Origin of the sequence: Mycolicibacterium gilvum, from assembly GCF_900454025.1 — a bacterium.
Taxonomy (GTDB): Bacteria; Actinomycetota; Actinomycetes; order Mycobacteriales; family Mycobacteriaceae; genus Mycobacterium; species Mycobacterium gilvum.
This window is the reverse complement of the sequence record NZ_UGQM01000001.1, coordinates 1,577,328-1,602,372: the sequence shown is the minus strand read 5'-3', so window position 1 is coordinate 1,602,372 and position 25,045 is coordinate 1,577,328. Positions and strand designations below refer to the sequence as shown.

Sequence of the window (25,045 nt, the reverse complement as noted above, 5' to 3'; positions counted from 1 at the left end):
GTGACCGGAAGGGCACGCTGTCGCCGACGACAAGGAGGAACAAGTTGACACACGTACCCGCGATCGAACTGAACGACGGCGCGAGCATCCCGCAGCTGGGATTCGGTGTGTACCAGATCTCGCCCGAGGACACCGCCGATGTGGTGCGGCAGGCGCTGGAGGTGGGCTACCGCCACATCGACACCGCGCAGATGTACCAGAACGAGAAGGGTGTCGGTCAGGGCATCCGCAACTCCGGCATCGACCGGGGCGATGTCTTCGTTACGAGCAAGCTGAACAACGGTTTCCACACGCCGGAGGACGCCCGCCGTGCCTTCGACGAAACCCTCAAGGCGCTCGAATTCGACTACGTCGACCTGTTTCTGATCCACTGGCCGCTGCCCACGCTGTATGACGGCGACTTCGTCTCGACGTGGAAGACCTTGGAGGAGTTCACGAAGGACGGGCGCGCCCGCAGCATCGGGGTGTCGAACTTCCAGGTGGCTCACCTGCAGCGGCTGGCCGACGAGACCGACACGGTGCCCGCGGTCAACCAGATCGAGGTGCACCCGTACTTCGCCAACGACGAGGTGCGCGCCTACGGCACGGAGCACGGCATCGCGACCGAGGCGTGGTCCCCCATCGCGCAGGGCAAGGTTCTCGACGATCCGGTCGTCACCCGCATCGCCGAGGCGACCGGCAAGACGCCGGCGCAGGTGGTGCTGCGGTGGCACATCCAGCGCGGCGACATCGTCTTCCCGAAATCGGTGACGCTGCAACGGATCAAGGACAACTTCGCACTGTTCGACTTCGAGCTCGGCGCGGAGGACTTCGACGCCGTCTCAGGCCTGGACAAGGGTGAGGCCGGGCGGATCGGCCCGAATCCCGACACGTTCGACTACGTGCCGAGCTAGCGCCAGCACACCACGCGATTCGGGTGTAGTTGGTCAGTCTGACGTTGACGAACTACACCCGAATCGCGAAAGAAATTGAGGCTGCGCCGAAGGTCGGAAAGCGGAACCGACCCTCAGCGCAGCCTCAAAGTACTTCTAGGCCGCGAGATCCTGACCCTTCACGGCTGCCTTCTGCGCGCGCTTGGCGCGACGACGGCTGCGCACCGCGGCGATGGCGGACTTCAGCCCGCTGCGCTCGGTCGGCTCCAGCCCGTCGAACATCCGCTCGCTGCGCGTCTCCGGCGCATCGTCGCGGGTGTCGCTGAGGAACCGGTCCGGCAGTGACAGTTTCGCGATGGTGCGCCAGGACTTGCCGTACTGCACCAGGAAGTTCCCGGTGGTGTAGGGCAGGTCGTACTTGTCGCACAGCTCGCGCACGCGCAGCGAGATCTCGTAGTACCGGTTGCTCGGAAGGTCCGGGAACAGGTGGTGCTCGATCTGCTGACTGAGGTTGCCGCTCATGAACCGCAGCAGCGGGCCACCCTCAAAGTTCGCGCTGCCGAGCATCTGCCGCAGATACCACTGGCCCCGCGACTCGCCGATCATGTCGGTCTTGGTGAACTTCTCGGCGCCGTCCGGGAAGTGACCGCAGAAGATCACCGCGTTGGCCCAGACGTTGCGGATGACGTTGGCGACCGCGTTGGCCGTCAGCGTCGACTTGAACGTCGCGCGCGGGGACAGGGACGTGATCGCCGGGTAGGCGACGTAGTCCTTGACCACCTGCTGGCCGGCCTTCACGCCGAACTCCTTGACCCGGCCCATCGTGGCCTTGCGGTCGTCGCGGCCCTTGAAGATCTTGCCGAGCTCCAAGTGCTGGAGACCGACGCCCCACTCGAACGCAACGCAGAGCAGCGTGTTGAAGAACAGGTTGCCCAGATTCATCGGGGTCCAGCGCTGGTCGCGGGTGACCCGGATGACGCCGTAGCCCACGTCGTCGTCCATGCCGAGAATGTTGGTGTACTTGTGGTGCATGAAGTTGTGAGTGAAGCGCCAGTGCTTGGAGGCGCCGCTCATGTCCCACTCCCACGACGAGGAGTGGATCTCGGGATCGTTCATCCAATCCCACTGGCCGTGCATGACGTTGTGGCCGATCTCCATGTTCTCGATGATCTTGGCCACGCCCAATGTCGCCGTGCCTGCCCACCAGTACGAACGCTTGGCACTGCCGGCCAGCATCAGACGGCCGGCCACTTCCAGCCCGCGTTGGATCGCGATGGTGCGACGGATGTACCGCGCGTCCTGCGCGCCTCGGGAGTCCTCGATGTCCTGGCGGATCGCGTCTAATTCGCGTCCCAGGTTCTCGATGTCCGCATCGGTCAGATGCGCGAATTCGGGAACGTCAGTGATCGCCATGGTTCAGCCTCCTCTCACTCGGAATCCGTGCCTACGCTATCGTAACCTACGTACCCGTAGGTTACTGGTCAGTAAACCTTAGACGTCGAGCACGCAGTCGCCCGACGCGGCCGTCACACAGGTCTGCACCCGGCTTCCGGGCTCGTGTTCGATGCCGGTGCGCAGGTCGCGTACGTGCCCTTCGACCAGCCCGACGACACACGACTGGCAGATGCCCATGCGGCACCCGAACGGCATCTGCACACCGGCGTCCTCCCCGGCGTCCATCAGCGAGGTCGCGGCGTCCACGGTCACGGTCCGGTCAGACCGCGCGAAGGTCACCGTGCCGCCGCTGCCGTGCACGGGCGCCCGCGACACCGCGAACCGTTCCTGGTGCAGCCGCTCACCCACGCCCGCGGACTTCCACGTGCGCTCGGCGTCCTCCAGCATCGCCTCGGGTCCACACGCCCACGTCTGACGGTCCCGCCAGTCGGGCACCACGTCGTCGAGTCGTCCCACATCGAGCCTGCCCTGGGTACGGGTCGCCCGTAGCTCCAACCGATAGCCCTCATGGGACCGGGCCAGCTCGGCCAGTTCGGCGGCGAACATGATGTCGGCCTCGGTCGGCGCCGAGTGCACGTGCACGATGTGGCCCGGGGCGCCGATCGCATCCCGTCGCACCAGCGTGCGCAGCATCGACATCACCGGGGTGATGCCCGATCCGGCGGTCAGGAACAGCACCGACGCCGGCGCGGGGTCGGGCATCACGAAGTTGCCCTGCGGCGCGGCCAGCCTCACGATGGTGCCGGGCTCCACACCCCCGACGAGGTGGGTCGACAGGAAGCCTTCCGGCATCGCCTTGACGGTGATCGTGATGGTGCGCGCGCTTCTCGCGGGGCGCTCGGCCGGCGGGCTGGTCAACGAGTACGAGCGCCAGCGCCAGCGACCCTCGACGAGCAGGCCGATGCCGATGTACTGGCCGGCCTCGTAGTCGAACGAGAACCCCCAGCCGGGTTTGATGACGAGCGTGGCCGAGTCGACGGTCTCACGGCGCACCTCCAGGATGCGGCCGCGGAGCTCGCGTGCGGACCAGAGCGGGTTCGCGAGCTGCAGGTAGTCGTCGGGCAGCAGCGGCGTGGTGATGCGCCCGGCGACGGTCCGCAGCGCGTGCCAGAGGGGCCGCTCTTTCGCTCCGGCAATCACCGGCCGCACGGTGTCGGCGACTTTGGCGGTGTTCTTGATGGTGCTCTTCGCCATGACGGCTCCTGACGGGATCTACACGTATCGCGGCGCGACCTCGATACGGTCGGCGCGCTTACCTACGGTACCGTAACTTACGGTGGCGTATCCAGCCTCAGAGCAGGTCAAGCAGGAACGGTAGCTCTTGTGGCGCATACCACGCGAGGTCGTGATCCTGTGCGTCGCCGACGGTCAACTCTGCGTCTTCATTACCCAGATCGGCGGCGTCGATCACCTCGACCGCGGCCCGGACCGCCGCCTCGGCAGCCTGATTGTCCACGTACGCGGCGATGACCCGGCCCAAGTCGATCTCCCCCGACAGCCGCACCACGGCGTCATCGAGGTCGGGCCGCAGGGTGAGCCCGTCCGCTTCATCGATGTCGGTCTCGACCACCACACGCCGCGGCGGCAGCTCGCCGGTGTCCTCGTGACCGAGCAGGCGCAGCGACGCGAGCGCGGCCTCCCTGCGGGCGACCTCGGCCAGTTCCTCGTCGTCGCCCTCGGAATAGGACTCCCGCAACGTGGGCGTGACGGCGAACGCGGTGCCGTTGACCGGACGCAGAGATCCGTCGGCGACCAACCGCTGCAACATCGCCAGAGTGGCGGGGACGTATACGCGCACGACCAGAGGGTAGCCGCCGGCGGCGCTACTCCCTGTCACCCATCAGCGACGCGACGTGATCGTCGACGTAGGTCGACGCCTCCCGCGGCGGACGCTGGTAGTCGGCGCTGCACACCACCTTCTTGGGCAGCGTCACCTTCGGCGCCTCGACGTCGTAGTAGTCGATGGTCGAGAGCAGGTGCGCGATCATGTTGAGCCGCGCATGCTTCTTGATGTCGGACTCCACCACGTACCAGGGGCTCAGCGGGGTGTCGGTGTGCGCCATCATCTCGTCTTTGGCCCGGGAGTAGTCCTCCCAGCGGTACACCGACTCGAGGTCCATCGGCGAGAGCTTCCAGCGCCGGACCGGGTCGCTGTGGCGTGACTTGAACCGTCGCAGCTGCTCCTCGCCGGACACCGAGAACCAGTACTTGCGCAGGATGATGCCGTCCTCGATCAGCATCTGCTCGAAGATCGGGGCCTGCCGCAAAAACAGCGCGTGCTCGGCGGGCGTGCAGAATCCCATCACCTTCTCGACGCCGGCGCGGTTGTACCAGGACCGGTCGAACAACACGATCTCGCCACCGGTGGGCAGATGCTGGATGTAGCGCTGGAAATACCATTGTCCGCGTTCGCGTTCCGTCGGCGCCGGCAACGCGGCGATGTTCGCGACGCGTGGACTGAGGTACTCGGTGACGCGTTTGATCGCACCGCCCTTGCCCGCGGCGTCGCGCCCTTCGAAGACGACGACGACCCGCGCGCCGGTCGCTCGGACCCACTCCTGAAGCTTGACCAGTTCCGTTTGGAGGCGGAACAATTCGGCCTCGTAGACGTCGCCGGGCAGCTTGGACTTCCCGTTGGACTTCTTGCCGGTCTTCTTTTCCGTCTTGTCGGCCTTGCGCTGCGCCTTGTCAGCCACCCGGTTTCCCGCCGTCACAGTGCGGATCCTTCTCCACCGAGATGATGAAGTCGTCGCCGTGCTGGGTGACGCCGGAGATGACGGCACTCTCGACGGCCTCGACCGCATACTTGCGGCGCACCACCATCGGATCGTTGCGCAGGTCTTTCACCAGCGACACGGCCAAGCCGATCATCACCAGCACGAACGGCAGCGCCGCGATGATCGTGATGGTCTGCAGACCGGTGAGCGCGTCCTCGCCGCCGACCAGCAGCATCACCGCGGCGACCGCTCCGGTGGCCACACCCCAGAACACCACGGTGCCGCGACTCGGGTGGATGGTGCCCTTCTGCGACAGCGATCCCATCACCACCGACGCGGCGTCGGCCCCCGACACGAAGAAGATCGCGACGAGCACCATCACGACCACACTCGCGATCGTCGCGATCGGATACTGGTCGAGCAGCGAGAACAACTGCGCCTCGACGCCGCCTTCGCCCGCGAGATCGGTTCCGCTCTGCTGCACGTTGATCGCCGCGCCGCCGAACACCGCGAACCACACCAGCGAGACCAGGCTGGGAACCAGCAGGACGCCGCCGACGAACTGACGGATGGTGCGGCCCCGCGAGATTCGGGCGATGAACATGCCGACGAACGGCGTCCACGACACCCACCACGCCCAGTAGAAGATCGTCCACGACTGAAGCCACTCGTTGACGTCGGAACCCTCGGCGGCGGTGCGCGCCGACATCATGTTCAGGTCGGCGAAATAGCTGCCAAGCGCCGTCGGCAGCAGGTTGAGGATGAAAACCGTTGGGCCGACCACGAACACGAAGAACGCCAGCGAGATGGCCAGCACCATGTTGATGTTCGACAACCACTGGATGCCGCGCGCGACACCCGAGACGGCGGAGAGCACGAAGCACACGGTGAGCGCCGAGATGATCACGACCAGGATCGCGTTGCCGGTCTCGCCGATACCCGCGACGATCTGCAGCCCGCTGCGAATCTGCAACGCACCCAGGCCCAGTGAGGCTGCCGATCCGAACAGCGTCGCGAAGATCGCCAGCATGTCGATGACCTTGCCCCAGGAGCCGTTGGCCCGTGATCCCAGCAGCGGTTCGAACGCCGAGCTGATCAGCTGGAGACGGCCCTTGCGGTAGACGCCGTAGGCGATGGCCAGACCGACGACGGCGTAGATTGCCCACGGGTGCAGGGTCCAGTGGAACAACGTGGTGGCCATGGCGTTCTGCACGGCTTCGGAATCACCGTCGGCACCGGTGCCCGGCGGCGGGGTGGTGAAGTGCGAGAGCGGTTCGGCGACAACGAAGAACATCAGGCCGATGCCCATGCCCGCGCTGAACATCATCGCCACCCACGACACCCCGTTGAACTCGGGCGTCTCGTCGTCGCGGCCCAGCGGGATGGCGCCGTACCTACCGAGCGCGAGATAGAGGACGAAGACGACGAACCCGGTGCTGGTCAGCACGAACAACCAACCGGTGTTGTTCATCACCCATGTCAGCGCGTTGCCGGACGCGTCGGCCAGCGATTCGGTGCTCAGGAACCCCCACACCAGGAAACCCACGGCGAACACGGCGGTGACCCCGAACACGACCCAGTCGATACCGCGGGATCTGGTGATCCTGTCCTCGTCGAGCGGACGGTCGAGCACCGGGTGCAGCGCCGGTTCCTCCGTCGAGGTGCCGGAACGGGCCGATGTGTCTGCGTGAGCACGTGCCTCGTGTTCAGAAATGCCAGCCATCCGATCAATTCAGCCCTTGCCGAGGGGCCCGCGTCAACTCTCGATGTGGCTACGGGCCGGTCACCGTGCGGCTTCCACCAGTTCGTCGAGGGCTTCGCGCAGAAGACTCGGCAGCATGTCGACGTCGCTCATCGCGTCGCGGTCGGCGTTGATGCCGAAGTACAGCATGCCGTTGTAGGAGGTGACGCCGATGGCCAGTGTCTGGTTGTGCAGCAGCGGGGGCACCGAATAGGTCTCCAGCAGCTTGGTGCCCGCGATGTACATCTGGCTCTGTGCGCCCGGCACATTCGTGATCAGGAGGTTGAACTGTCGGGCCGAGAAGCTCGTCGCGACGCGAATGCCCATCGCGTGCAAGGTCGGCGGCGCGAACCCTGACAGCGTCACGATGGTCCTGGCGTCGACCAGGCTGGGCGCGGTCGGGTGGGATTCGGTGGCATGCGAGATCTGCGAGAGCCGGACCACCGGATTGGATTCTCCCACAGGTAGATCGACGAGGAACGGGGCGACCTCGCTGATCGCCTGCCCGGGGCCGGTGGAGTCGATCTCGGCGTCGGGATACACCGACATCGGCGCCATCGCGCGCACCGTCGTCGTCGCCCTCACCGGCTCGCCCCGCGACAACAGCCAGTTCCGTAACGCTCCGGCCACCATGGCCAGCACGACGTCGTTGACGTCGCAGTCGTAACGGGCACGTACGACGCGGAATTCGTCGAGACTGCCGGACGCGACCGAGAACCGTCGGTTGCGGGACACGGTGGTGTTCAGCGGGCTGCTCGGGGCGGTGCCACGGGCGACGGTGCGGGCCACGTCGGCGACGCGGCGGCCCAGGTCGACGATCTGCGCGGTGCTCGACACGGTCTCGGTGACCGCGGACCGGACCGCGGCCGCCTGCTGGGTGGGCCGCGTGATCCACTCCCCGACGGCGCCGAGCAACAGCTGACGGTCGCTGGGTTCACGGCCGGGAATCCAGATGTCCTCGCCGAACTCGGGCGGCTTCTGGGTCCGGTCGGCGATCACGTGGCCGATCTCGAGGGCCGCCATGCCGTTGACGAGAGCCTGATGGGACTTCGTGTAGATCGCGACGCGGTTCTTGGCCAGACCCTCGACGAGGTACATCTCCCACAGCGGCCTGGTCTTGTCGAGTGGCCGCGAGCCGAGGCGTGCGACGAGGTCGTGCAGCTGGGTGTCGCTGCCCGGGGACGGCAGCGCCGAACGACGGATGTGGTAGGTGATGTCGAAATCGCGGTCGTCCACCCACACCGGCCGTGCGAGGCCCAGTGTCACCTCCCGCACTTTCTGGCGGTACCTCGGGATCTGGGGCAGCCGCTGCTCGACGGTGGCCAGCAGCGTCTCGTAGCTCAGCCCGCTGCGCGGTCGGCGCAGGATCTGCAGGGAGCCCACGTACATGGGCGTGGACGAGTTCTCCAGCCGGTAGAAGGACGCGTCGGACGCCGACAACCTGGTCACCATGTGCGGCGCTGTCTCCCTTCGGTCCCCGTGGAAAAGTCAGACGCTGTCACGTTATCGGGAGTTTCCGGATGCCGCCTCAACGGGTGCGCTCGGGGGTCTGACCCGCGTGCAATCATTGAGCGGTCTGCGACTCTCCAGCAGCGGCCCGTCGAACGCTGGAGATCATGCATGCCCTCATACCCGATTCCGTCCGTCCCGTCGTCTTCTCAGGGTTGCGGGGCGTGGGTGACCTCGCCGGTCATCGACTACGAGCCCGTCCCGCAGCCGATCGCCGAGCGGCCGTGCCCGATGCCGTCGGGCAGCGCCCTGCACCGTGCGTCGTTGCGGCCGCTGCGTCCCCCGCAGCGAACGCCGGTGAGAGAGACACCCCCTCCCCGGTCGGCGGTGGTGTTCGCCGAGGCGTCCCTGCGCCGCGTGATCGAGGTGATCGACCGGCGCCGTCCCGTCTCTCAGCTGCGGCCGTTGATGACGCCGTTCCTGATCGACTGCGTCATCGCCTGCGCCGAGGCGCCGCGCACCGGAAGCGCGACGCTGCGCAAGGTCCGCGTGCGCTCCGTAGATACCGGCACCGAGGTGGGCGCCGCCGAGGTGTTCGCGTCGTTCACCCGGGCCGGTCGCGTCCACGCCATCGCCGGTCGCATCGAACGCCACCGGGACAGCTGGCGACTGGTCGCGCTGCAGATCGGCTGAGTCAGCCGCGCTTGGCGTGCCGGCCGGCCTTCTGCTGCTGGCGGGCGGCCTCGCGGCGTTCCTTGCGGGTCATCCCGGTCGAGGCGGCAGGCGCGTTCTCCGACCGCTTGACCTCCGGTGTGCCGTCCTCGGACGGTCCGGTGTAGGTCAGCGGACGGCTCTGGTCGTCGATCCCCTTGGCGCGCAGCCCGCCGGTGGGGCGCTCCTTGGTGGCCACCGAACCCTGCTGCGCCGCGGCGGCAGCAAACTCGGCGAGGCCCGACGGGGCGGCCTGGGCGGACACCGTCGGTGCCGCCACCGGCTCGACCTGCACGTTGAACAGGAATCCGACGGACTCCTCCTTCATGCCGTCGAGCATGCCGATGAACATGTCGTAGCCCTCGCGCGCGTACTCGACCTCGGGGCGCTGCTGGGCGAGCCCGCGCAGACCGATGCCCTCACGCAGGTAGTCCATCTCGTAGAGATGCTCACGCCACTTGCGGTCGAGCACGTTGAGAAGCACGTTGCGCTCGAGCTGGCGCATCGCACCCTCGCCGGCGATCTGCTCGATCTCGGCTTCGCGGACGGCATAGGCCGACTTGGCGTCGTTGACCAGCGCGTCGAGCAATTCGGCGCGGGTGAGCTCCCCCGGTTCGCCGATCGCGTCGGAGTCGATCAGGTCGCGGTGGTCGATGCCGACCGGGTAGAGCTGGCGCAGACCCTCCCACAGCTTCTCGAGGTCCCAGTCCTCCGAGTAGCCCTCTGAGGTCGCACCGTCGACGTAGGCGGTGACGACGTCGACCAGCATCTGCTCGGCCTGGTCGCGCAGGTTCTCACCTTCGAGGATGCGGCGGCGCTCGGCGTAGATGACCTTGCGCTGCTGGTTCATCACCTCGTCGTACTTGAGAACTTCCTTGCGGATGTCGAAGTTCTGCTGCTCGACCTGGGTCTGGGCGCTCTTGATCGCGCGCGAGACCATCTTGGCCTCGATCGGCACGTCGTCGGGCAGGTTCAGGCGGGTCAGCAGGGTCTCCAGCGTCGCGCCGTTGAACCGCCGCATCAGCTCGTCGGCCAGCGACAGGTAGAAACGGGACTCGCCCGGGTCACCCTGACGGCCGGACCGGCCGCGCAGCTGGTTGTCGATACGGCGTGACTCGTGGCGTTCGGTGCCGAGCACGTAGAGCCCGCCCGCGGCGATGACGTCCTTGGCCTCTTCGGCGACCTGCTCCTTGATGTGGGGCAGTTCCTCGTGCCAGCCCTTCTCGTACTCGTCGGGGGTCTCGATCGGGTCGAGGCCGCGCTGACGCAGACGGCGGTCCAGCAGGTAGTCGACGTTGCCGCCGAGCACGATGTCGGTACCGCGGCCGGCCATGTTGGTGGCCACGGTGATCGCGCCGAGCCGGCCGGCCTCGGCGATGATGCCGGCCTCCTGCTCGTGGAACTTCGCGTTGAGCACGTTGTGCGGGATGCGGCGCTTCTCGAACTGACGCGACAGGAACTCGGAACGCTCCACGCTCGTCGTGCCGATCAGGACCGGCTGGCCCTTCTCGTAGCGCTCGACGACGTCGTCGACCACGGCGATGTACTTCGCCTCTTCGGTCTTGTAGATCAGGTCGGACTGGTCGGCGCGGATCATCGGCCGGTTGGTCGGGATCGGCACCACACCGAGCTTGTAGATCTCGTGCAGCTCGGCGGCCTCGGTCTCGGCGGTGCCCGTCATGCCGGCCAGCTTGTTGTACATACGGAAGTAGTTCTGCAGCGTGATCTGGGCGACCGTCTGGTTCTCGGCCTTGATCTCGACGTGCTCTTTGGCCTCGATCGCCTGGTGCAGACCCTCGTTGTAGCGGCGGCCGACCAGCATGCGGCCGGTGAACTCGTCGACGATGAACACCTCACCGTTGCGGACGATGTAGTGCTTGTCGCGCTCGAAGAGCTCCTTGGCCTTGATCGCGTTGTTGAGGTAGCTGATCAGCGGCGAGTTGGCGGCCTCGTAGAGGTTCTCGATGCCGAGCTGGTCCTCGACGAACTCGACGCCGATCTCGTTGATGCCGACGACACGCTTCTTGATGTCGACCTCGTAGTGGACGTCCTTCTCCATCAGCGGGGCCAGCCGGGCGAACTCGGTGTACCAGTTCGACCCACCGTCGGCGGGGCCGGAGATGATCAGCGGGGTGCGGGCCTCGTCGATCAGGATGGAGTCGACCTCGTCGACGATCGCGAAGTTGTGGCCGCGCTGCACACAGTCCTCGAGCCGCAGCGCCATGTTGTCGCGCAGGTAGTCGAAGCCGAGTTCCCAGTTGGTGCCGTAGGTGATGTCGGCGTTGTAGGCCGCGCGGCGCTGGTCGGGGGTGAGGGTTCCGAGGATGACGTCGACGTCGAGGCCGAGGAAGCGGTGCACGCGGCCCATCTGCTCGGCGTCGCGCTTGGCGAGGTATTCGTTGACCGTGACGATGTGCACGCCTTTTCCGGTCAACGCGTTCAGGTAGGCAGGAAGCACCGAGGTCAGGGTCTTGCCCTCACCGGTCTTCATCTCGGCGACGTTGCCGAAGTGCAGCGCCGCGCCGCCCATGACCTGGACGTCGAAGTGCTTCTGGTTGAGCACCCGCCAAGCGGCCTCGCGGGCGACCGCGAACGCCTCGGGCATCAGGTCGTCGAGGTCCTCTTTACCGTCGGCCAGGCGACGACGGAACTCGTCGGTCTTGGCGCGCAGGTCGGCGTCGGAGAGCTTCTCCATGTCGTCGGACAGGGTGTTGACATAGTCAGACACCCCCTTGAGGCGCTTGACCATGCGGCCTTCACCGATACGGAGCAACTTCGACAGCACGCTGGTAACCCTTTTTCCTCGTCTGTTCCAGTCGGATGCGGCATCACGACAGACGCAGACCATCGTAGGGGACGCATCGAAAACGCAGGTTGGACGCCGCCACGGCGAGCCGTGAAGAGTGCCCGGAGTGAAACAGAATCCCCCGGAACCGTCGGCTCCGGGGGATTCCTCGCGATCAGGGACGCTAGTACTACAGCCGTAGATAGCGTTCATTGTTGTTGATGTTGTTTGCGGTAATGGTAGGTGCGGGCTCTCGTTTGATGTCGTCGCCGCCAGGTGGACCAGGCGAGGACGTCGGCAACCGCGTGTAGCGGCTGCAATACCAGGGCGATGAAGAGTCTGCGGAATTCATTGACTGTCAACGTGATCAGTGTCTGGCCGGTCTGGTCGTCGGGTTCGTCGCTGCGCCGTTGAGCGGCGGTCGTGACGACGAGGAAGGCATGGGCAAGCATGGATAGGGTGACCCAGCGGTGCCAAGAGGTCCAGGTCCGTACCTGGTGCTCGTCGAGCCCGGCCAGGCCCTTGCCGGCTTGAAACGATTCCTCGACCTTCCAGCGCCGCCCGGCGACCCGTACGTAGTCGGCCAGGGTGACCGGATTGGGGCTGTAGCAGCGGTAATAGGCCAATTCAGCGGTCTTGTCGTTGCGGCGCACCAGCAGGTGATGGTGGCCGGGCTCGGCGTCGGTGATTTCGACCAACGTCCAGGAGTACCAGCGTTGGCCCTTGGCGCCGGTTCCGGCGCTGACGCGCCGCCAGGCCCGCCGCGGCAGAGACCGGGCAAGCTCGTCTACTCGCTGGCTGCCCGTACTGGTGGTGACGGTGCGATTGGACCCGACGGCCAGCACATAGCCCAGCCCCTGGGCGGCGATCGCGGCGCGCAGGTCGGGGTCGGCGCCGTAGACCTCGTCGCCGGTGGCCCATCGCGCAGGGACTCCGGCGGCCACAGCACGAGTGATCATCCGCTCGGCCAGCGCAGGTTTGGTGGCGAACTCGACATCGGTGGGCACCCCGGCGCACTGACGGCGTTCCGAGTCGTCGATCCACGACTTCGGCAGGTATAGCTCGCGGTCCACCAGTGCGTGACTGTTGGGCCCCGCATAGGCCAAATACACAGCGACTTGGGCGTTTTCGATCCTGCCCGCGGTACCGGTGTACTGGCGCTGAGTCCCGACGGTATGAGTGCCCTTCTTCACGTCTCCAGTCTCATCGACGATCAGGATCGCCTCGTCATCGCCGAGGTGGTCGACCACGTAGGCGCGAAGATCATCACGCACTCCCTCGGCGTCCCACTTCGCCCGCGCCAGCAGATGCTGCATCCGGTCCGGGCTGCTGTGGCCGCAACGCTCGGCCAGCGTCCAACAGTTCTTACGGTCAATGTCACAGACCAACCCGAGCATCAACGCGCCGGCGTTGCGCAGCGGCTCGCACCGAGCGAACCGTGACGCGACCCGATCCAGCACCTCATCAAAGCCACTTCGCCACCGATCAACGTCTACCCTGTAAGCCGCGGCGACCGCGGCATCATCGTTAGTTCTCACAAACTCCGAACGATGCCGCGGTCACCCAATCCAGCAAGGCAAACACGCCGACGAGCAACGATCTACGGCTGTAGTACTAGGCGAGCTTGATCAATCCGTAGTCGTAGGCGTGCCGGCGGTAGACCACGCAGGGGCGATCGCTCTCCTTGTCGTGGAACAGGAAGAAGTCGTGGCCGACCAGTTCCATCTCGTAGAGCGCGTCGTCGACGGTCATCGGCGTCGCGGGATGCTCCTTGGTCCGCACGATCCGGCCCGGTTCGTGGTCGTCGACGGGCGCCTCGACCGCAGATGTCTCCGTCGGCTTGGCGAACGCGGCGTCGAGACGGTCCAGAGCCGTCGCCTCGTGCAGTGACACCGGGGTCTTGTCGCCGTAGTGGATCTTGCGGCGGTCCTTGCTCTTGCGCAGCCGGGCTTCGAGTTTGCTCGCGGCGGCTTCGAAGGCGCCGTAGAAACTGTCGGCGCAGGCTTCCCCTCGAACGACGGGGCCGCGGCCCCGCGCGGTGATCTCGACGTGCTGGCAGTTCTTGCGTTGACGCCGGTTCTTCTCGTGATCGAGCTCGACGTCGAAGAGGTAGATGGTGCGGTCGAATCGTTCCAGGCGTGCCAGCTTCTCGGCGACGTAGAGGCGGAAGTGGTCGGGAACTTCGACGTTGCGACCCTTGACCACCACCTCAGCGCTGGGCAGGTCGGACGATTGGGCGTCGTGCTGTTCCCCGTCCATGACCATCGTGCTGTCGGAGTCCACGGAATTACTTGACATACTTGGCAACTCGATTCTCTTTCGCATGCGCACGCACTGCGTGCCCGGCTGATAAGAAAACGCACCGACGGGGCTGTCTTTGTCGCGCCGCTCGCCGGTGCAAGGTGTCGACTACTCACCTCCTATCGCTGTCGCGACACCGGCCCTCGCGTCCTGAGCGCCGCCGTGAGTTGTTCACGGTTGGTTGGTGCCGACGGTAGTCGGTGTTCACCGGACGTGCCACTAATTCGACCACCTGTTTGCAGTTCTTCACGGTGCCTTGATGTGCGGGTAATGCGGTCGCCGAAGGCTCACGCGTTCGCCAGCGCCAGTACAGCAACCACGTCGATCCCGGCCGTTTGCAGAACGCGCACCGACTCGGTGACGGTGGCGCCGGTGGTCACCACGTCGTCGACGACGACCACGGGTCCGGCCACGGGCCGCGTGAGGACGACCCGGCCGGCCACGTTGCGCTGCCGGGCCGCACTGGAGAGCCCGACCGAATCCCGGGTGAACGCCCTGAAGCGCAGGACGGTCGCGACGCTCTGGTCGGGTGGCCGTGCGGCCTGCGTGGCGATGTGGGTGACGGGGTCGCCGCCGCGGCGTCTGGCCGCCGTGCGGCGGGTGGGCGCGGGGACGAGGGTCAGCGGTGCCGCGAGCACGCCCCAGGTCAGCAGATGGTCCAAGCCGGCGCGCAGCGCGTCTGCCAGCGGACGCCGTAGGTCGGTGCGGCCGTGTTCCTTGACGGCGACGATCGCGTTGCGGCGGGCGCCCGCGTACCGGCCGAGGGAGAGCACCGGGACGCCGGGGTCCAGCCGCGGGGTGATCAGGTGCGGCTGGTCGTCGGCGACGGTGAGGTCGTCGGCGCAGGCGTCGCACCACCCGGTCGCGACCGCGCCGCATCCTCCGCACTGCTTCGGCAGGATCAGGTCGAGCATGCCGCTACTGCCCGGGCCGCTGCCGCCGAACGTGCGTCCAGGGCGGCCCAGCGTCCGGATTCTCGCCCAGAGCGCACAGTCGCTGACGCCACGCCGTGGTCAACCGCGCGATAATCGCGCCCTCGGTGTCGTTGCACGTCACCCGGATATCGGTCCAGCCCAGTTCGGTCACGGCGTCGTGTCGCCGGATGCCCTTGTTGAACGCTTCCCGAGTCGTCCGGTGGTGATCGCCTTCGTAATCGAGACCGATCATCATGTGCTCCCATCCCATGTCGAGTTCGGCGACGAGTGCCCCGCAATCCCACACCGGGATCTGGGTCTGCGGTGGTGGGAAGTGGTTGCCGATCACTGTCAGTCGCAAATACGTCTCTTGCGGCGATTCCGCGCCGGGATCGACGAGGTTGAGCGCCGCGCGTGCCGCACGGATGCCTCGGCGACCCGTGTGCCGATCGACCAGCAGTTCCACATCGGCAAGCTTCATATGCGCGGCTCGCGCCAGCGCATCGATCGCCGCCACTGCCCGTCGCTGTGGGTAGCGGCACGCGATATCGAGTGCTGTGCGCTCGGGTGTCGTGACCCGCACACCGCGGACTGTGGTCACTTCGTCGTCGGCGACACGGTCCGACCACACGAGGACACCGCGCGGGGCTCTTCTGTTGTGCCACAACACTTCAGCCGGCCGACGGGCGTCGACCCAGCGGGCTCCGTGTAGCGCAGCGGCGGACTGGCCGGCGATGATGCCCTCGCGTCCGGTCCACAGCGAGGCGGCCTTGGCTTTCGCGACGGCGGTCAGCGTGGTCGCGACGGGCACGTAGACATCCGGATACACGGCGATGTGGGCGGTTCGAAGCTGGTGCCGGGTGAGTCGTCCTGCCCGTAGCGCCTCGCTGCCGATGAAAGGTTCCCCCATGGCGGCAGTCTGCCCACCGACACTGACACGCGGCAGACCTCACACCGAGCGTGCGTTCAGGGCGGCCGAAAGCCCGATTGATCGCCCTGCGCGCACGTTCGCGAGAGGTGTCAGTCGGCGACGATCGAATCGCCCTGCACGCGCACGGCCACCGGCTGCAGCGGCTTCTCGGCGGGACCGTTGACCACCGCTCCGTCGAGGCTGAATCTGCTGCCGTGGCAGGGGCAGTCAATGGTGCCGTCGGCGACTTTGTTGAGCAGGCAGCCGGTGTGTGTGCACACCGCGGAGAACGCCTTGAACTCCCCGGCGACCGGCTGGGTCACCACGACCTCGCCGACGATGGTCCCCGACCCGACCGGCACGTCGGACGTCGACGCCAACTTCTCGCCCGACGGCGCAGATGTCCCCGGCGACGATCCCGGCGACTCCGAACCTCGCGAGCATGCCGCCACCGCGATCGCGGCGACGCCGACGCTCGCACCGACGAGCACTGTCTTCCTGGGGATCTCCATCGCCACACCTCTTTCGTCGGGCTTCGCCGCCGGCGGGGCTGTGCCGACGGATCCTTCGTCTCAGCCGGGCAGCACGGGCAGGGCGCCGGCCACCATCAGCGGGCGCACCTCGACCCACGACGGGTCCTCGGCCGCCGAGCCGGACAGCTGCAGCACGCCGCGCCCGTCGGACACGTAGACCGCCGACGGGTTCGCCGCGACCGACCGCACGGGCATCAGCAGGTTGCGGCTCGGGCCGTCGGAGTCGACGCCGTCGAGGTTGACGTAGGACACCGGATGCTGGGGGTCGGTGCGGGTGACGACGATGTCGTCGCCGGTGCGCCAGGACAGCGACAGCGCGTTCTCACCGAGGCCGTAGCCGAGCCGGCGCGGATAGGTCAGCGCATACCCTCCCCCGGGTGTCTGCTCGACGCCGGCCAGGATCACCTTGCCGCCGATCACCATCGCCGCGCGGGTGCCGTCGCGGGAGAGCTGCAGCTCGGCGATGCCTCCGGGGAACCGCGTCAGCACCGCCGTCGCGTCGACGGGGATGCGGGCGGGTTGCCCCGACGCGTCCTGGATGACGCGCACGACGTTGTTGCCGTCGACGACGACCCAGATCGCGTCGTCGAGCGACCAGCTGGGCCGGGTCAGGCTGCGGCCGTCCATCACCTGTGCGGCGTTGCCGCCCAGCGGACCCACCCACAGCGACGAGGCCATGTCGGGCGCGCCGGGCCGCATCGTGACGACCGAGGCGACCTCCTGGCCGGACCGCGACAGCGCCGCGCCGGTCTGTCCCGGCATCTGCCCGAACGGCCCCGCGACACGCGGTGCGCGGTCTCCGTCGAGGCGGACCAGGGTCCCGCCGACGAGCGCGTGCAGGCCTGCGGCGGCACCGTCGGCGGCTCCCGGGTCGGTGGCCGCCACCGCGCCGGTGTCCCAGCCTTGGGCGAACCGGTCGTCGAGGGCGGCACCGTCGGCGTTGATCACGTACGGGCCGTTGATGCCCGAGCGGGAGAGCGTCCAGATGAGTTGGGCGGCAAGCAGTTGTCTGCTGTGCGGGTCGGTCGTCGACAGGTTCTCCAGGTCGATGCGCGCCCCGCCGTAGCCCCGCCCGATCCCGGTCTTGCCGCCGTCGGCACGCGTGACGGGACCCCGCAGCCCCAGCGGCGGGCTCAGCAGGTTGCGCACCGTCTTGTCCATCTCGGGCCGCGGGCCGGTGATCAGCTTGCTGACCAGTTCGGTGGCAAGTTGGTCCGGTTCGGACACCGCGACGTAGCGCGGGTCGGGCACCACGGTCTTGCCGGTCGGGTCGGCGAAGTACAGGGTGTGCCGCTTGTAGGTGGCCTGGAACTGCTGCCAGTCCAGGAAGACGCCGTTGGGCAGACGGTCGATACGCCATCCGCCTGCCGTCTTGACGAGCTCGATCGGGCCCGGGTCGGGTAGCGCGCCCGCGCCGGTCTCGAAAACGCCCATGTCCGAGAGGGATCCGAGGATGTCGGCGCGCATGGTCACCGAAACCCGTTCGGGGGTCCGGGTTTCGACGAACACGACGTTGTCGATGAGCAGCGCGCTGCCCGCGTCGTCCCAGGTACTGGACGCCGATTCGGTCAGGAATTGCCGCGCGGCGAGGTGCCGGTTCGAGGGATCGGCAGTGGCCTTGAGGAATTCGCGTAACAGGATGTCGGGGTCCATCCCGGGCGTCGGTGTCGGCAGGCTCGGCGGTGCCGGACGGTCCACGGTGCCGATGGCCTGCGGGGACGACGACGTCGGGACTCCCGCACAGCCAGCCACGGCGAGCACCAGCGCCGTCACCAGTGCGGCGAAGCGCGTGCGCGTCACACGCTCTCCCCTGCCGGTTCGCGTACCCGGCGGCCGGCGCCCGCGGCGGTCTCGATCGGTTTCACCGGCAGCGGACTACTGGTGACCTTGTGCCCGCGCACCAGCGGCAGCGTCAGCCGGAAGCATGCGCCCTTGCCGGGTTCACCCCACGCTTCGAGCCGCCCCTGGTGCAGCCGCGCGTCCTCGATGCTGATGGCGAGGCCCAATCCTGTTCCGCCGGAACGTCGTACGCGGGACGGGTCGGCGCGCCAGAATCGGCTGAACACGAGTTTCTCCTCGCCGGGGCGCAGGCCGACACCGAAGTCACGCACGGTGACGGCCACGGTGTCGACGTCGGCGGCCATCCGGATCTGCACGGGCTTGTGCTCGGCGTGGTCGATGGCGTTGGCGATCAGGTTGCGCAGGATCCGTTCCACGCGCCGCGGGTCGACCTCGGCGATGACGTCGTCGGGCGGCATCTCGACGTCCATCTCGACGTTGGCGCCTTCGGCGAGATGCCCGACGTTGTCGAGCGCGCGCTGCACGATCGACCGCAGATCGACGGCCTCGACGGCGAGTTCGGCGACGCCGGCGTCATGGCGGGAGATCTCGAGCAGATCGTTGAGCAGTGATTCGAAGCGGTCGAGTTCGTTGACCATCAGCTCGGTGGAGCGGCGCAGCGCGGGGTCGAGGTCGTCAGGCGAATCGTGGATGTGGTCGTGGATCAGGTCGGCGGCCATCCGCACGGTGGTCAGCGGGGTGCGCAGTTCGTGGCTGACGTCAGAGGTGAAGCGGCGCTGCAGGTTTCCGAACTCTTCGAGCTGGGTGATCTGACGGTGCAGGCTCTCGGCCATGTCGTTGAACGACACCGCGAGGCGGGCCATGTCGTCCTCGCCGCGCACCGGCATCCGTTCGGTCAGGTGCCCCTCGGCGAACCGCTCGGCGATGCGCGACGCCGAGCGCACCGGGAGCACGATCTGGCGCGCCACCAGGAGCGCGATCGCGGCCAGCAGACCGAGCAGCACCACGCCGCCGGTGGCCATCGTCCCGCGTACCAGCGCGATGGTGGAGTCCTCGCTGTTGAGCGGAAAGATCAGGTAGAGCTCAAGATTCGTCACCGGGGACGACGTGGGGCTGCCGACGATCAGCGCCGGTCCGGAGAACCCGTCGGTGTGCACGGTGGCGTACTGGTAGCTGACCTGGCCGGCTTTGACGAAGTCGCGCAGCGCGGCCGGCACCTGGTCGGCGGGACCGGCGGCGGTGGCCGCGCGCGGTCCGTCCCCCGCCACGACGAGCACCGCGTCGAAGGTCCCGGCGAGTCCCGCTCCGGCGTCGGCCTTGCGGTCGATCAGCGTATTGCGCGCGAGCTGCAGGCTGCTGTCGAGCGAGCGGGTCTCCTCCCCGCCGACGATGCCGCTGACGGTGGTGCGGGCCCGCTCGATCTCCTCGGTGGCCGCGCCCACCTTGACCTCGAGGATGCGGTCGGTGATCTGGCTGGTCAGCACGAAACCGAGCACGAGGATCACCGCCAGCGACAGACCCAGCGTCAGCGTGACCACGCGCAGCTGCAGGGAGCGGCGCCACGCCAGGCTCAACGCCCGACCCAGCGCGGCGAGTCCACGGATCAGCGGGGCTGACCGCCTGTGGATGCGCCGACGTGAACCGAAGATCACGACGACCGCCTGGCGAGCGGACCGATCACGACGACGGCGAGCCGTCCAATCACGGCGGTCCGGCTTTGTATCCCACTCCTCGAACGGTCAGCACCACCTGCGGGTTCTCCGGGTCCTTCTCGACCTTGGCCCGCAGACGCTGCACATGCACGTTCACCAGACGGGTGTCGGCGGGGTGACGGTAGCCCCACACCTGTTCGAGCAGCACATCACGAGTAAACACCTGGCGCGGTTTGCGTGCCAGCGCCACCAGCAGGTCGAACTCCAGCGGCGTCAGCGAGATCTGTTCACCCTGCCGGGTGACCTTGTGGGCCGGCACGTCGATGTCGACGTCGGCGATCGAGAGCATTTCGGCGGGCTCGTCCTCGTTGCGCCGCAGCCGGGCGCGCACGCGCGCGACGAGCTCCTTGGGCTTGAACGGCTTCATCACGTAGTCGTCGGCGCCGGATTCCAGGCCGAGCACCACGTCGACGGTGTCGGTCTTGGCGGTCAGCATCACGATCGGCACGCCGGAGTCGGCGCGCAGCACACGGCACACGTCGATGCCGTTCATGCCTGGCAGCATGAGGTCGAGCAGCACCAGGTCGGGCCGCAGTTCGCGCACGGCGGTCAGCGCCTGGGTGCCGTCACCGATGACCGCGGTGTCGAAACCCTCCCCCCGCAGCACGATGGTGAGCATCTCGGCGAGCGAAGGGTCGTCGTCGACTACCAGGATCCTTTGCCTCATGGAGTCCATGGTGTCACCAGAATGCGATAAAGCGCGGCTACCACGCGGCGTGTTTTGCGTGTTTGAGGCGGTTACCGCGCCGGGGTCATGCGGCGGCTTCGAGAATGTCGCGTTGCTCGGCGATCGATTGCAGCACCTCGTAGCCGATCTGGCGGACGCTGGCGATCACCGGGCTCGCACACAGCCTGTCGGCGGGCATCGCGCCGCCGACGACCTCACCGAGCGACCTGCTGCGCGCCAGTGCGCGGCGCGCAGCCCTCGCTTCGCGATCCTCACCTGGCGCCAGCGCGAGCACGAGCTGCTTGCGGGAGAAGTGGGTGCCGTCGACGTCCTGGATGACCGGGTTGGTCCACCAGTCCTGGAACGGAATGCGGGATCCGCTGAGGATCTGCTCCCCGCTGCGGGTGCGGATCGGAGCCGGGGGGTACATCGCGAGCTTGGGGACGTACTCGCCGCAGCCGTGGTGGCGGCTGCGGATCCGCATCAGGGTCAGCCCGGCCGTCAGGCACGCCGTGGTCTTCGGGTTCGGCACACCGGCGGTGTCGACCCAGGTCAGGGTTTCTTTCATGCCGTGAAGCGCGTCGGACCCGCCGCTGCCGTACAGCACGGCGCGCAGGTAGCCCGCCAGCACCGTGGCCTCGGTGTGCCTGCCCTGGTCGAAGCTCTGGTTCGCCGCGGCGATGCGGGCGAGCAGCTGATCGAGCGTGGGCAGGGATGTGGAACGGGTACGAGATTCAACGAGCACGGCTCCCCCTAGATGACCTGTCGCCGGAGCGACTTCCCCAGGACCGGAGCTTAACCGTGTGAGCGACCGCGCGCGCCGTAACGGCAACTCGGTACCGCAGCGGACAGCCGCGGCGGGTCTCATCCGAGGAGGCGGGCGGCGAGCTCGGCGGCGTCGACGTCGGGCGGGATGACGACCCACGGTCCGCCCCACTGGGCGGCCGCCAACTCTGCGTAGACGGCGCCGGTCCGGCGTTGTAGTCCGTCGTCGCGTTCGTAGGCATCGCGGGCGCGGGCGGCGTCCTCGGCGGCCCGGTTGACGGCCCGCTGGGCGGCGAGCTCGGTCGGGACGTCGAGCAGCACCTGCCACGTCGGCACCGGCAGTTTCAGCCGTCCGTACTCGAGGTCGCGGACCCACGCCACGACGTCACCGTCGGCCCCCTGGTGCAGGCGCGCCGCGCTGTAGGCGGCGTTGGACGCGACGTAGCGGTCGAGGATGACGACCGAGTAGGCCGACGTCAGGTGGCCGATCTCGTCGCGTGCGCCGGCACGGTCCATGGCGAACAGCATCGCCATCGCGTACACCGAGTCGGCGAGGTCGCCGTGCTGACCGTGCAGCGCCTCGGCGGCGACGTCGGCCGGCACGGATACCCCGTAGCGCGGGAACGCCAGCGTCGCCACGGACCGGCCGCCGGACTCGAATGCGGCACGCAGGCCGTTGGTGAGGGTCCGTTTGCCCGCGCCGTCCACGCCTTCGATCACGATGAGCACGCGGCGAGCCTAGACCAGTAGTTCGTTTGCCTCGCTATGGCAAACGTTGACGATTGCGAGAAGGCCGACGATAGTTTCCAAAATGCCGGATGGAAGCTGTTCGAGCAAAGGCGCTGTCCTCGTCGGTGCCGCCGGGTTGGGCGTAGCGGGATTCCTGGTCCTGGGATGCCCGGTGGCCTCCGCCGACGATTCCGAGAGCACCGGCTCCGGATCGGTGACCACATCGAAGACCGAGGCCCGCGTCTCCGCGAAGCCGGCGCCGGCGCGATCCGATGCGCCGGACGGTGTGGGAGATGAGAACTCCACGTCCGACGAGTCGGCCGACGTTTCGTCCTCGCCCCTCACGCGCATCCGAGGTCGCGACGGAGACGACACCCAACGGGAGCCCCGCGAGGCCGTCGCCGACCGGGATGCTCAGGAGGACGTCGAGGAGGTCGTCGAGGAGGTCGTCCCCGACCCATCGCCCGCGCCGCCGGCCGCGGCCCCGATGGCCGACGCACCTCGACACCGCTACGACGCCGCCGCGCAGAACGCCGTGGTCTTCACCGACGAGCCCACGCTCTTCGATCAGGTCGTCGTCGGCAGTCTGTACGTGATGCGCGCAGTCTCGACCGCCCTCGGCATCGACCTGTACGGCGTCATCGGCAAGATCCTGGAGAACGACGACCCACCGTGGTTCGTCAGGGCCGGTCTCGACGTGCGCCGCACCGAGTACCCGTCATCGGGCGAGAAGCCCTGGGATGTCTGGGAATTCCGGCCACCCAACCCGACCGGCAAGACGGTGATTGCCGTGCACGGAGGCGGGTTCATCGTCGAACCCCTGGTCACCCATTGGCTCGACTATGCGCAGATGGCACGCACCACCGGCGCGACGGTCCTGGTGCCGATGTACCCGCTGGCCACGACGACCGCGGGGACGGCGGTCAAGGTGGTGCCGGTGATGGCGCAGTTCATCGCCGACCAGATCGCTGCCCACGGCGCCGAGAACGTCAGCATCTATGCCGACTCGGCCGGTCCGTCGCTCGCGATGGCGGCGGTGCGCGAGCTCGTTCTCGCCGACAGGCCTGTGCCCGCGAGCATGGTGCTGCTGTCGTTCGCGCCGGACGCGTCCTTGTCGAACCCGGCGATCTGCGACGTCAGAGATCCGATCATTGATGTCCGCAATCTCGATTTCTATACGCGGGAGAACCATTGGGGCGACGGCCTGGATCCGCAGGACCCGCTGCTGAGCCCGTTGTTCTTCGAGGACGCGGTGTTGGCCGCACTCCCACCGTCGACGATCTATGTCGGCGAACTCGAGTACGCGCTGCCCGACACACTGCTGCTGCACGAGAAGTGGTCGGCTGCCGGCGGTGTGGTGTCGACGGTGGTCGGTGTCGGGCAGTTCCACGACTGGGCTCTGGGCGGCCTGCCGGTCAACTCGCAGGCACCGAAGGTGCGTCCCGCCGTCTACCGCCAGCTCGGGCTCAATGACGTTGCGTCGGGGCCGGATACGATCACGACCGGCCCGCCGACCTACAGCGACCGACTCGTCGCGGACATCCTGCGCACACTGCGCTGACTCAACGAGACGACCGGCATCACGATCCTCAGTGGGCTGGCGGGCGCGTCGATCATCACCGACCCCCCGCCTCTGCTCATGTACGGGCTGACGGTGACGGAGCGCGAGTTCAACGGCTGGACGGTGTGGGAGATCGCCGCGCCGCGCCGCTCGGGCGAGTACGTGGTCGCACTGCACGGGGGCGGGTTCGAGTCCGAGGCCAACATCCTGCACTGGTCGGACTATGCGCAGATGGCTCGCGATACCGCCGCGACGGTGCTGGTGCCGATCTACCCCCTTGCCCCGCCCAAGAACACGGGTACCGCGGCCACCCTGGTGCCGCCGATGGCCGACTACGTCTCGCAGATGATCGCCGAGCACGGGGTGGACAACGTCAGCCTCTACGGTGACTCGTCGGGAGGCTCGTATGCGGTACTCGTCGTCCGAGAGTTGTTGCGCCGCTGCGCGATCGAGGTGGCCTGCGTGCCGTCCCAGGCGGGGCCGTCGCGGATGGTGCTCATCTCCCCCGCTCTGCATCTGACGTTGCGCGGACACGGGGTCGACGCCATCGACGATCCGATCCTGCCCCGGCACGCACCGGGCGAGGGGCCGCGGTTCAACGGGGACTGGAGTCTGGATGATCCGCGTGTCAACCCGATTGCCGGCGACGACCTGTCCGGGCTACCCCCGACGACGGTGTACATCGGAACTCAGGAGAAGCTCTACCCCGGCGCGATCGCGTTCCGCGACAAGGTGTTGGCGCAGGACCCGGCGGCAGATCTGACGGTCGTCATCGGTGACGGCCAGCTGCACGGCTGGGCACTGGGCGGCATGGTCGTGAACTCCCAGGCTCAGATGTGGCGCCCCAACGTCTACCGGCAGCTGGGGCTGCTCCCGACGAATTCGGCGCGGTATGTGACGCTCACGGTGGCATGACGCGCCGGATCGATCAGGCCCGGCCGGCGACGCTCGACTGCAGCACGACGGTGTCGCGCGGCGGGTCGAGGAACACCCGGGTGCTCCTGCGCGGGCCGCCGAAGAACATGTTCAGCTCGACGCCGGTCAGGAACGGACCGGGCGGCAGTTCGGGCTCCAGCACCTTCTGCACCGCGGGGCGGTTGCCGACGTCCTCGGCGTGGTAGCGGTCGACCAGCCCGGTCATCGTCTCGGGGCTGACCCGGACCACGGCGTCGATCCACCGCAGCGACAACCGGGACGGCTCGCTGCCGCCGCTGTTGTCCCAGGTGATCCACGACGCCGACACCGGGGTGCCGAGCGCGGGGAACGTCACGGCGAGCTCTTCGGTGTCGTGGCGAATCTCGGGTGCCGGCCGGGACGTGGTGGCGCTCGTGTCGGTGAACCCGTCCTCGGAGGCCGGCTGGCCCTGACATGCCGTCAGGGCCAGCGCGACTCCGAAGAGTAGTGCGGTGAAACGGTGTGCCAC

At 67.7% G+C, this 25,045-nt stretch carries 22 protein-coding genes; 4 read left to right on the top strand and 18 right to left on the bottom strand.

Annotated features, from left to right (window positions below):
• The first annotated feature begins 44 nt into the window (after nt 1-44).
• A complete protein-coding gene (locus DYE23_RS07575; protein WP_011895532.1) occupies nt 45-893 on the top strand; it encodes an aldo/keto reductase in 849 nt (282 codons plus the stop codon).
• A 135-nt stretch (nt 894-1,028) separates the two neighbouring features.
• Here DYE23_RS07575 and DYE23_RS07570 read toward each other — a convergent pair whose 3' ends face one another.
• From DYE23_RS07570 to DYE23_RS07545, 6 genes are all read right to left on the bottom strand, one after another.
• On the bottom strand, nt 1,029-2,285 hold the full coding sequence (locus tag DYE23_RS07570; RefSeq protein ID WP_011895533.1) for a fatty acid desaturase family protein: 1,257 nt from the start codon (nt 2,283-2,285) through the stop codon (nt 1,029-1,031).
• Between the two features lie 78 nt (nt 2,286-2,363).
• Entirely contained in the window at nt 2,364-3,521 is a 1,158-nt protein-coding gene (locus DYE23_RS07565; protein WP_115326914.1) for a ferredoxin reductase, read from the bottom strand.
• A gap of 97 nt (nt 3,522-3,618) precedes the next feature.
• Nucleotides 3,619-4,131: a DUF6912 family protein gene (locus DYE23_RS07560; protein ID WP_372516207.1), complete on the bottom strand. Its 513-nt coding sequence runs from the start codon at nt 4,129-4,131 to the stop codon at nt 3,619-3,621.
• 19 nt (nt 4,132-4,150) lie between these two features.
• The gene (gene ppk2 / locus DYE23_RS07555) at nt 4,151-5,041 is read right to left on the bottom strand and encodes a polyphosphate kinase 2 (RefSeq protein WP_235660350.1); all 891 of its coding nucleotides are present in this window, start codon (nt 5,039-5,041) and stop codon (nt 4,151-4,153) included.
• Entirely contained in the window at nt 5,016-6,767 is a 1,752-nt protein-coding gene (locus DYE23_RS07550) for a BCCT family transporter (protein WP_115326913.1), read from the bottom strand. The genes ppk2 and DYE23_RS07550 overlap by 26 nt, the downstream gene beginning before the upstream one ends.
• A 60-nt stretch (nt 6,768-6,827) precedes the next feature.
• Complete coding sequence (locus DYE23_RS07545; protein WP_099961091.1) at nt 6,828-8,237, bottom strand: WS/DGAT/MGAT family O-acyltransferase; 1,410 nt, start codon at nt 8,235-8,237, stop codon at nt 6,828-6,830.
• Nucleotides 8,238-8,405: 168 nt separating this feature from the next.
• Here DYE23_RS07545 and DYE23_RS07540 point away from each other — a divergent pair, with 168 nt between their 5' ends.
• Complete coding sequence (locus DYE23_RS07540; RefSeq protein WP_011895539.1) at nt 8,406-8,927, top strand: Rv3235 family protein; 522 nt, start codon at nt 8,406-8,408, stop codon at nt 8,925-8,927.
• Nucleotide 8,928: 1 nt separating this feature from the next.
• Here DYE23_RS07540 and secA read toward each other — a convergent pair whose 3' ends face one another.
• The 11 genes from secA to DYE23_RS07485 form a co-directional block, all read right to left on the bottom strand.
• On the bottom strand, nt 8,929-11,730 hold the full coding sequence (secA, locus tag DYE23_RS07535) for a preprotein translocase subunit SecA (protein WP_013472475.1): 2,802 nt from the start codon (nt 11,728-11,730) through the stop codon (nt 8,929-8,931).
• A 209-nt stretch (nt 11,731-11,939) separates the two neighbouring features.
• On the bottom strand, nt 11,940-13,268 hold the full coding sequence (locus DYE23_RS07530) for an IS701 family transposase (protein ID WP_435404778.1): 1,329 nt from the start codon (nt 13,266-13,268) through the stop codon (nt 11,940-11,942).
• 76 nt (nt 13,269-13,344) lie between these two features.
• On the bottom strand, nt 13,345-14,028 hold the full coding sequence (gene hpf, locus DYE23_RS07525; protein WP_013472476.1) for a ribosome hibernation-promoting factor, HPF/YfiA family: 684 nt from the start codon (nt 14,026-14,028) through the stop codon (nt 13,345-13,347).
• Between the two features lie 290 nt (nt 14,029-14,318).
• Nucleotides 14,319-14,945, bottom strand: a complete 627-nt coding sequence (locus tag DYE23_RS07520) for a ComF family protein (RefSeq protein WP_115326912.1) — start codon at nt 14,943-14,945, stop codon at nt 14,319-14,321.
• A gap of 4 nt (nt 14,946-14,949) precedes the next feature.
• The gene (locus DYE23_RS07515; protein ID WP_099961088.1) at nt 14,950-15,855 is read right to left on the bottom strand and encodes a type IV toxin-antitoxin system AbiEi family antitoxin; all 906 of its coding nucleotides are present in this window, start codon (nt 15,853-15,855) and stop codon (nt 14,950-14,952) included.
• A 110-nt stretch (nt 15,856-15,965) separates the two neighbouring features.
• Complete coding sequence (locus tag DYE23_RS07510) at nt 15,966-16,367, bottom strand: QcrA and Rieske domain-containing protein (RefSeq protein ID WP_099961087.1); 402 nt, start codon at nt 16,365-16,367, stop codon at nt 15,966-15,968.
• A gap of 60 nt (nt 16,368-16,427) precedes the next feature.
• On the bottom strand, nt 16,428-18,188 hold the full coding sequence (gene lpqB / locus DYE23_RS07505; protein WP_115326911.1) for an MtrAB system accessory lipoprotein LpqB: 1,761 nt from the start codon (nt 18,186-18,188) through the stop codon (nt 16,428-16,430).
• A complete protein-coding gene (gene mtrB, locus DYE23_RS07500; protein ID WP_115326910.1) occupies nt 18,185-19,840 on the bottom strand; it encodes an MtrAB system histidine kinase MtrB in 1,656 nt (551 codons plus the stop codon). The genes lpqB and mtrB overlap by 4 nt, the downstream gene beginning before the upstream one ends.
• A gap of 49 nt (nt 19,841-19,889) precedes the next feature.
• Entirely contained in the window at nt 19,890-20,576 is a 687-nt protein-coding gene (gene mtrA, locus DYE23_RS07495) for a two-component system response regulator MtrA (protein WP_011895547.1), read from the bottom strand.
• Nucleotides 20,577-20,652: 76 nt separating this feature from the next.
• Nucleotides 20,653-21,312, bottom strand: coding sequence for a hypothetical protein (locus DYE23_RS07490; RefSeq protein WP_115326909.1), 660 nt, complete (start codon nt 21,310-21,312; stop codon nt 20,653-20,655).
• A gap of 119 nt (nt 21,313-21,431) precedes the next feature.
• A complete protein-coding gene (locus tag DYE23_RS07485; RefSeq protein ID WP_115326908.1) occupies nt 21,432-22,061 on the bottom strand; it encodes a dTMP kinase in 630 nt (209 codons plus the stop codon).
• Nucleotides 22,062-22,143: 82 nt separating this feature from the next.
• Here DYE23_RS07485 and DYE23_RS31300 point away from each other — a divergent pair, with 82 nt between their 5' ends.
• Complete coding sequence (locus tag DYE23_RS31300) at nt 22,144-23,622, top strand: alpha/beta hydrolase fold domain-containing protein (protein WP_235660348.1); 1,479 nt, start codon at nt 22,144-22,146, stop codon at nt 23,620-23,622.
• A gap of 93 nt (nt 23,623-23,715) precedes the next feature.
• Nucleotides 23,716-24,537, top strand: a complete 822-nt coding sequence (locus DYE23_RS31295) for an alpha/beta hydrolase fold domain-containing protein (RefSeq protein ID WP_235660347.1) — start codon at nt 23,716-23,718, stop codon at nt 24,535-24,537.
• Nucleotides 24,538-24,550: 13 nt separating this feature from the next.
• Here the strand turns inward: DYE23_RS31295 and DYE23_RS07475 are convergent, their stop codons facing one another.
• Entirely contained in the window at nt 24,551-25,045 is a 495-nt protein-coding gene (locus DYE23_RS07475) for a hypothetical protein (RefSeq protein ID WP_115326907.1), read from the bottom strand.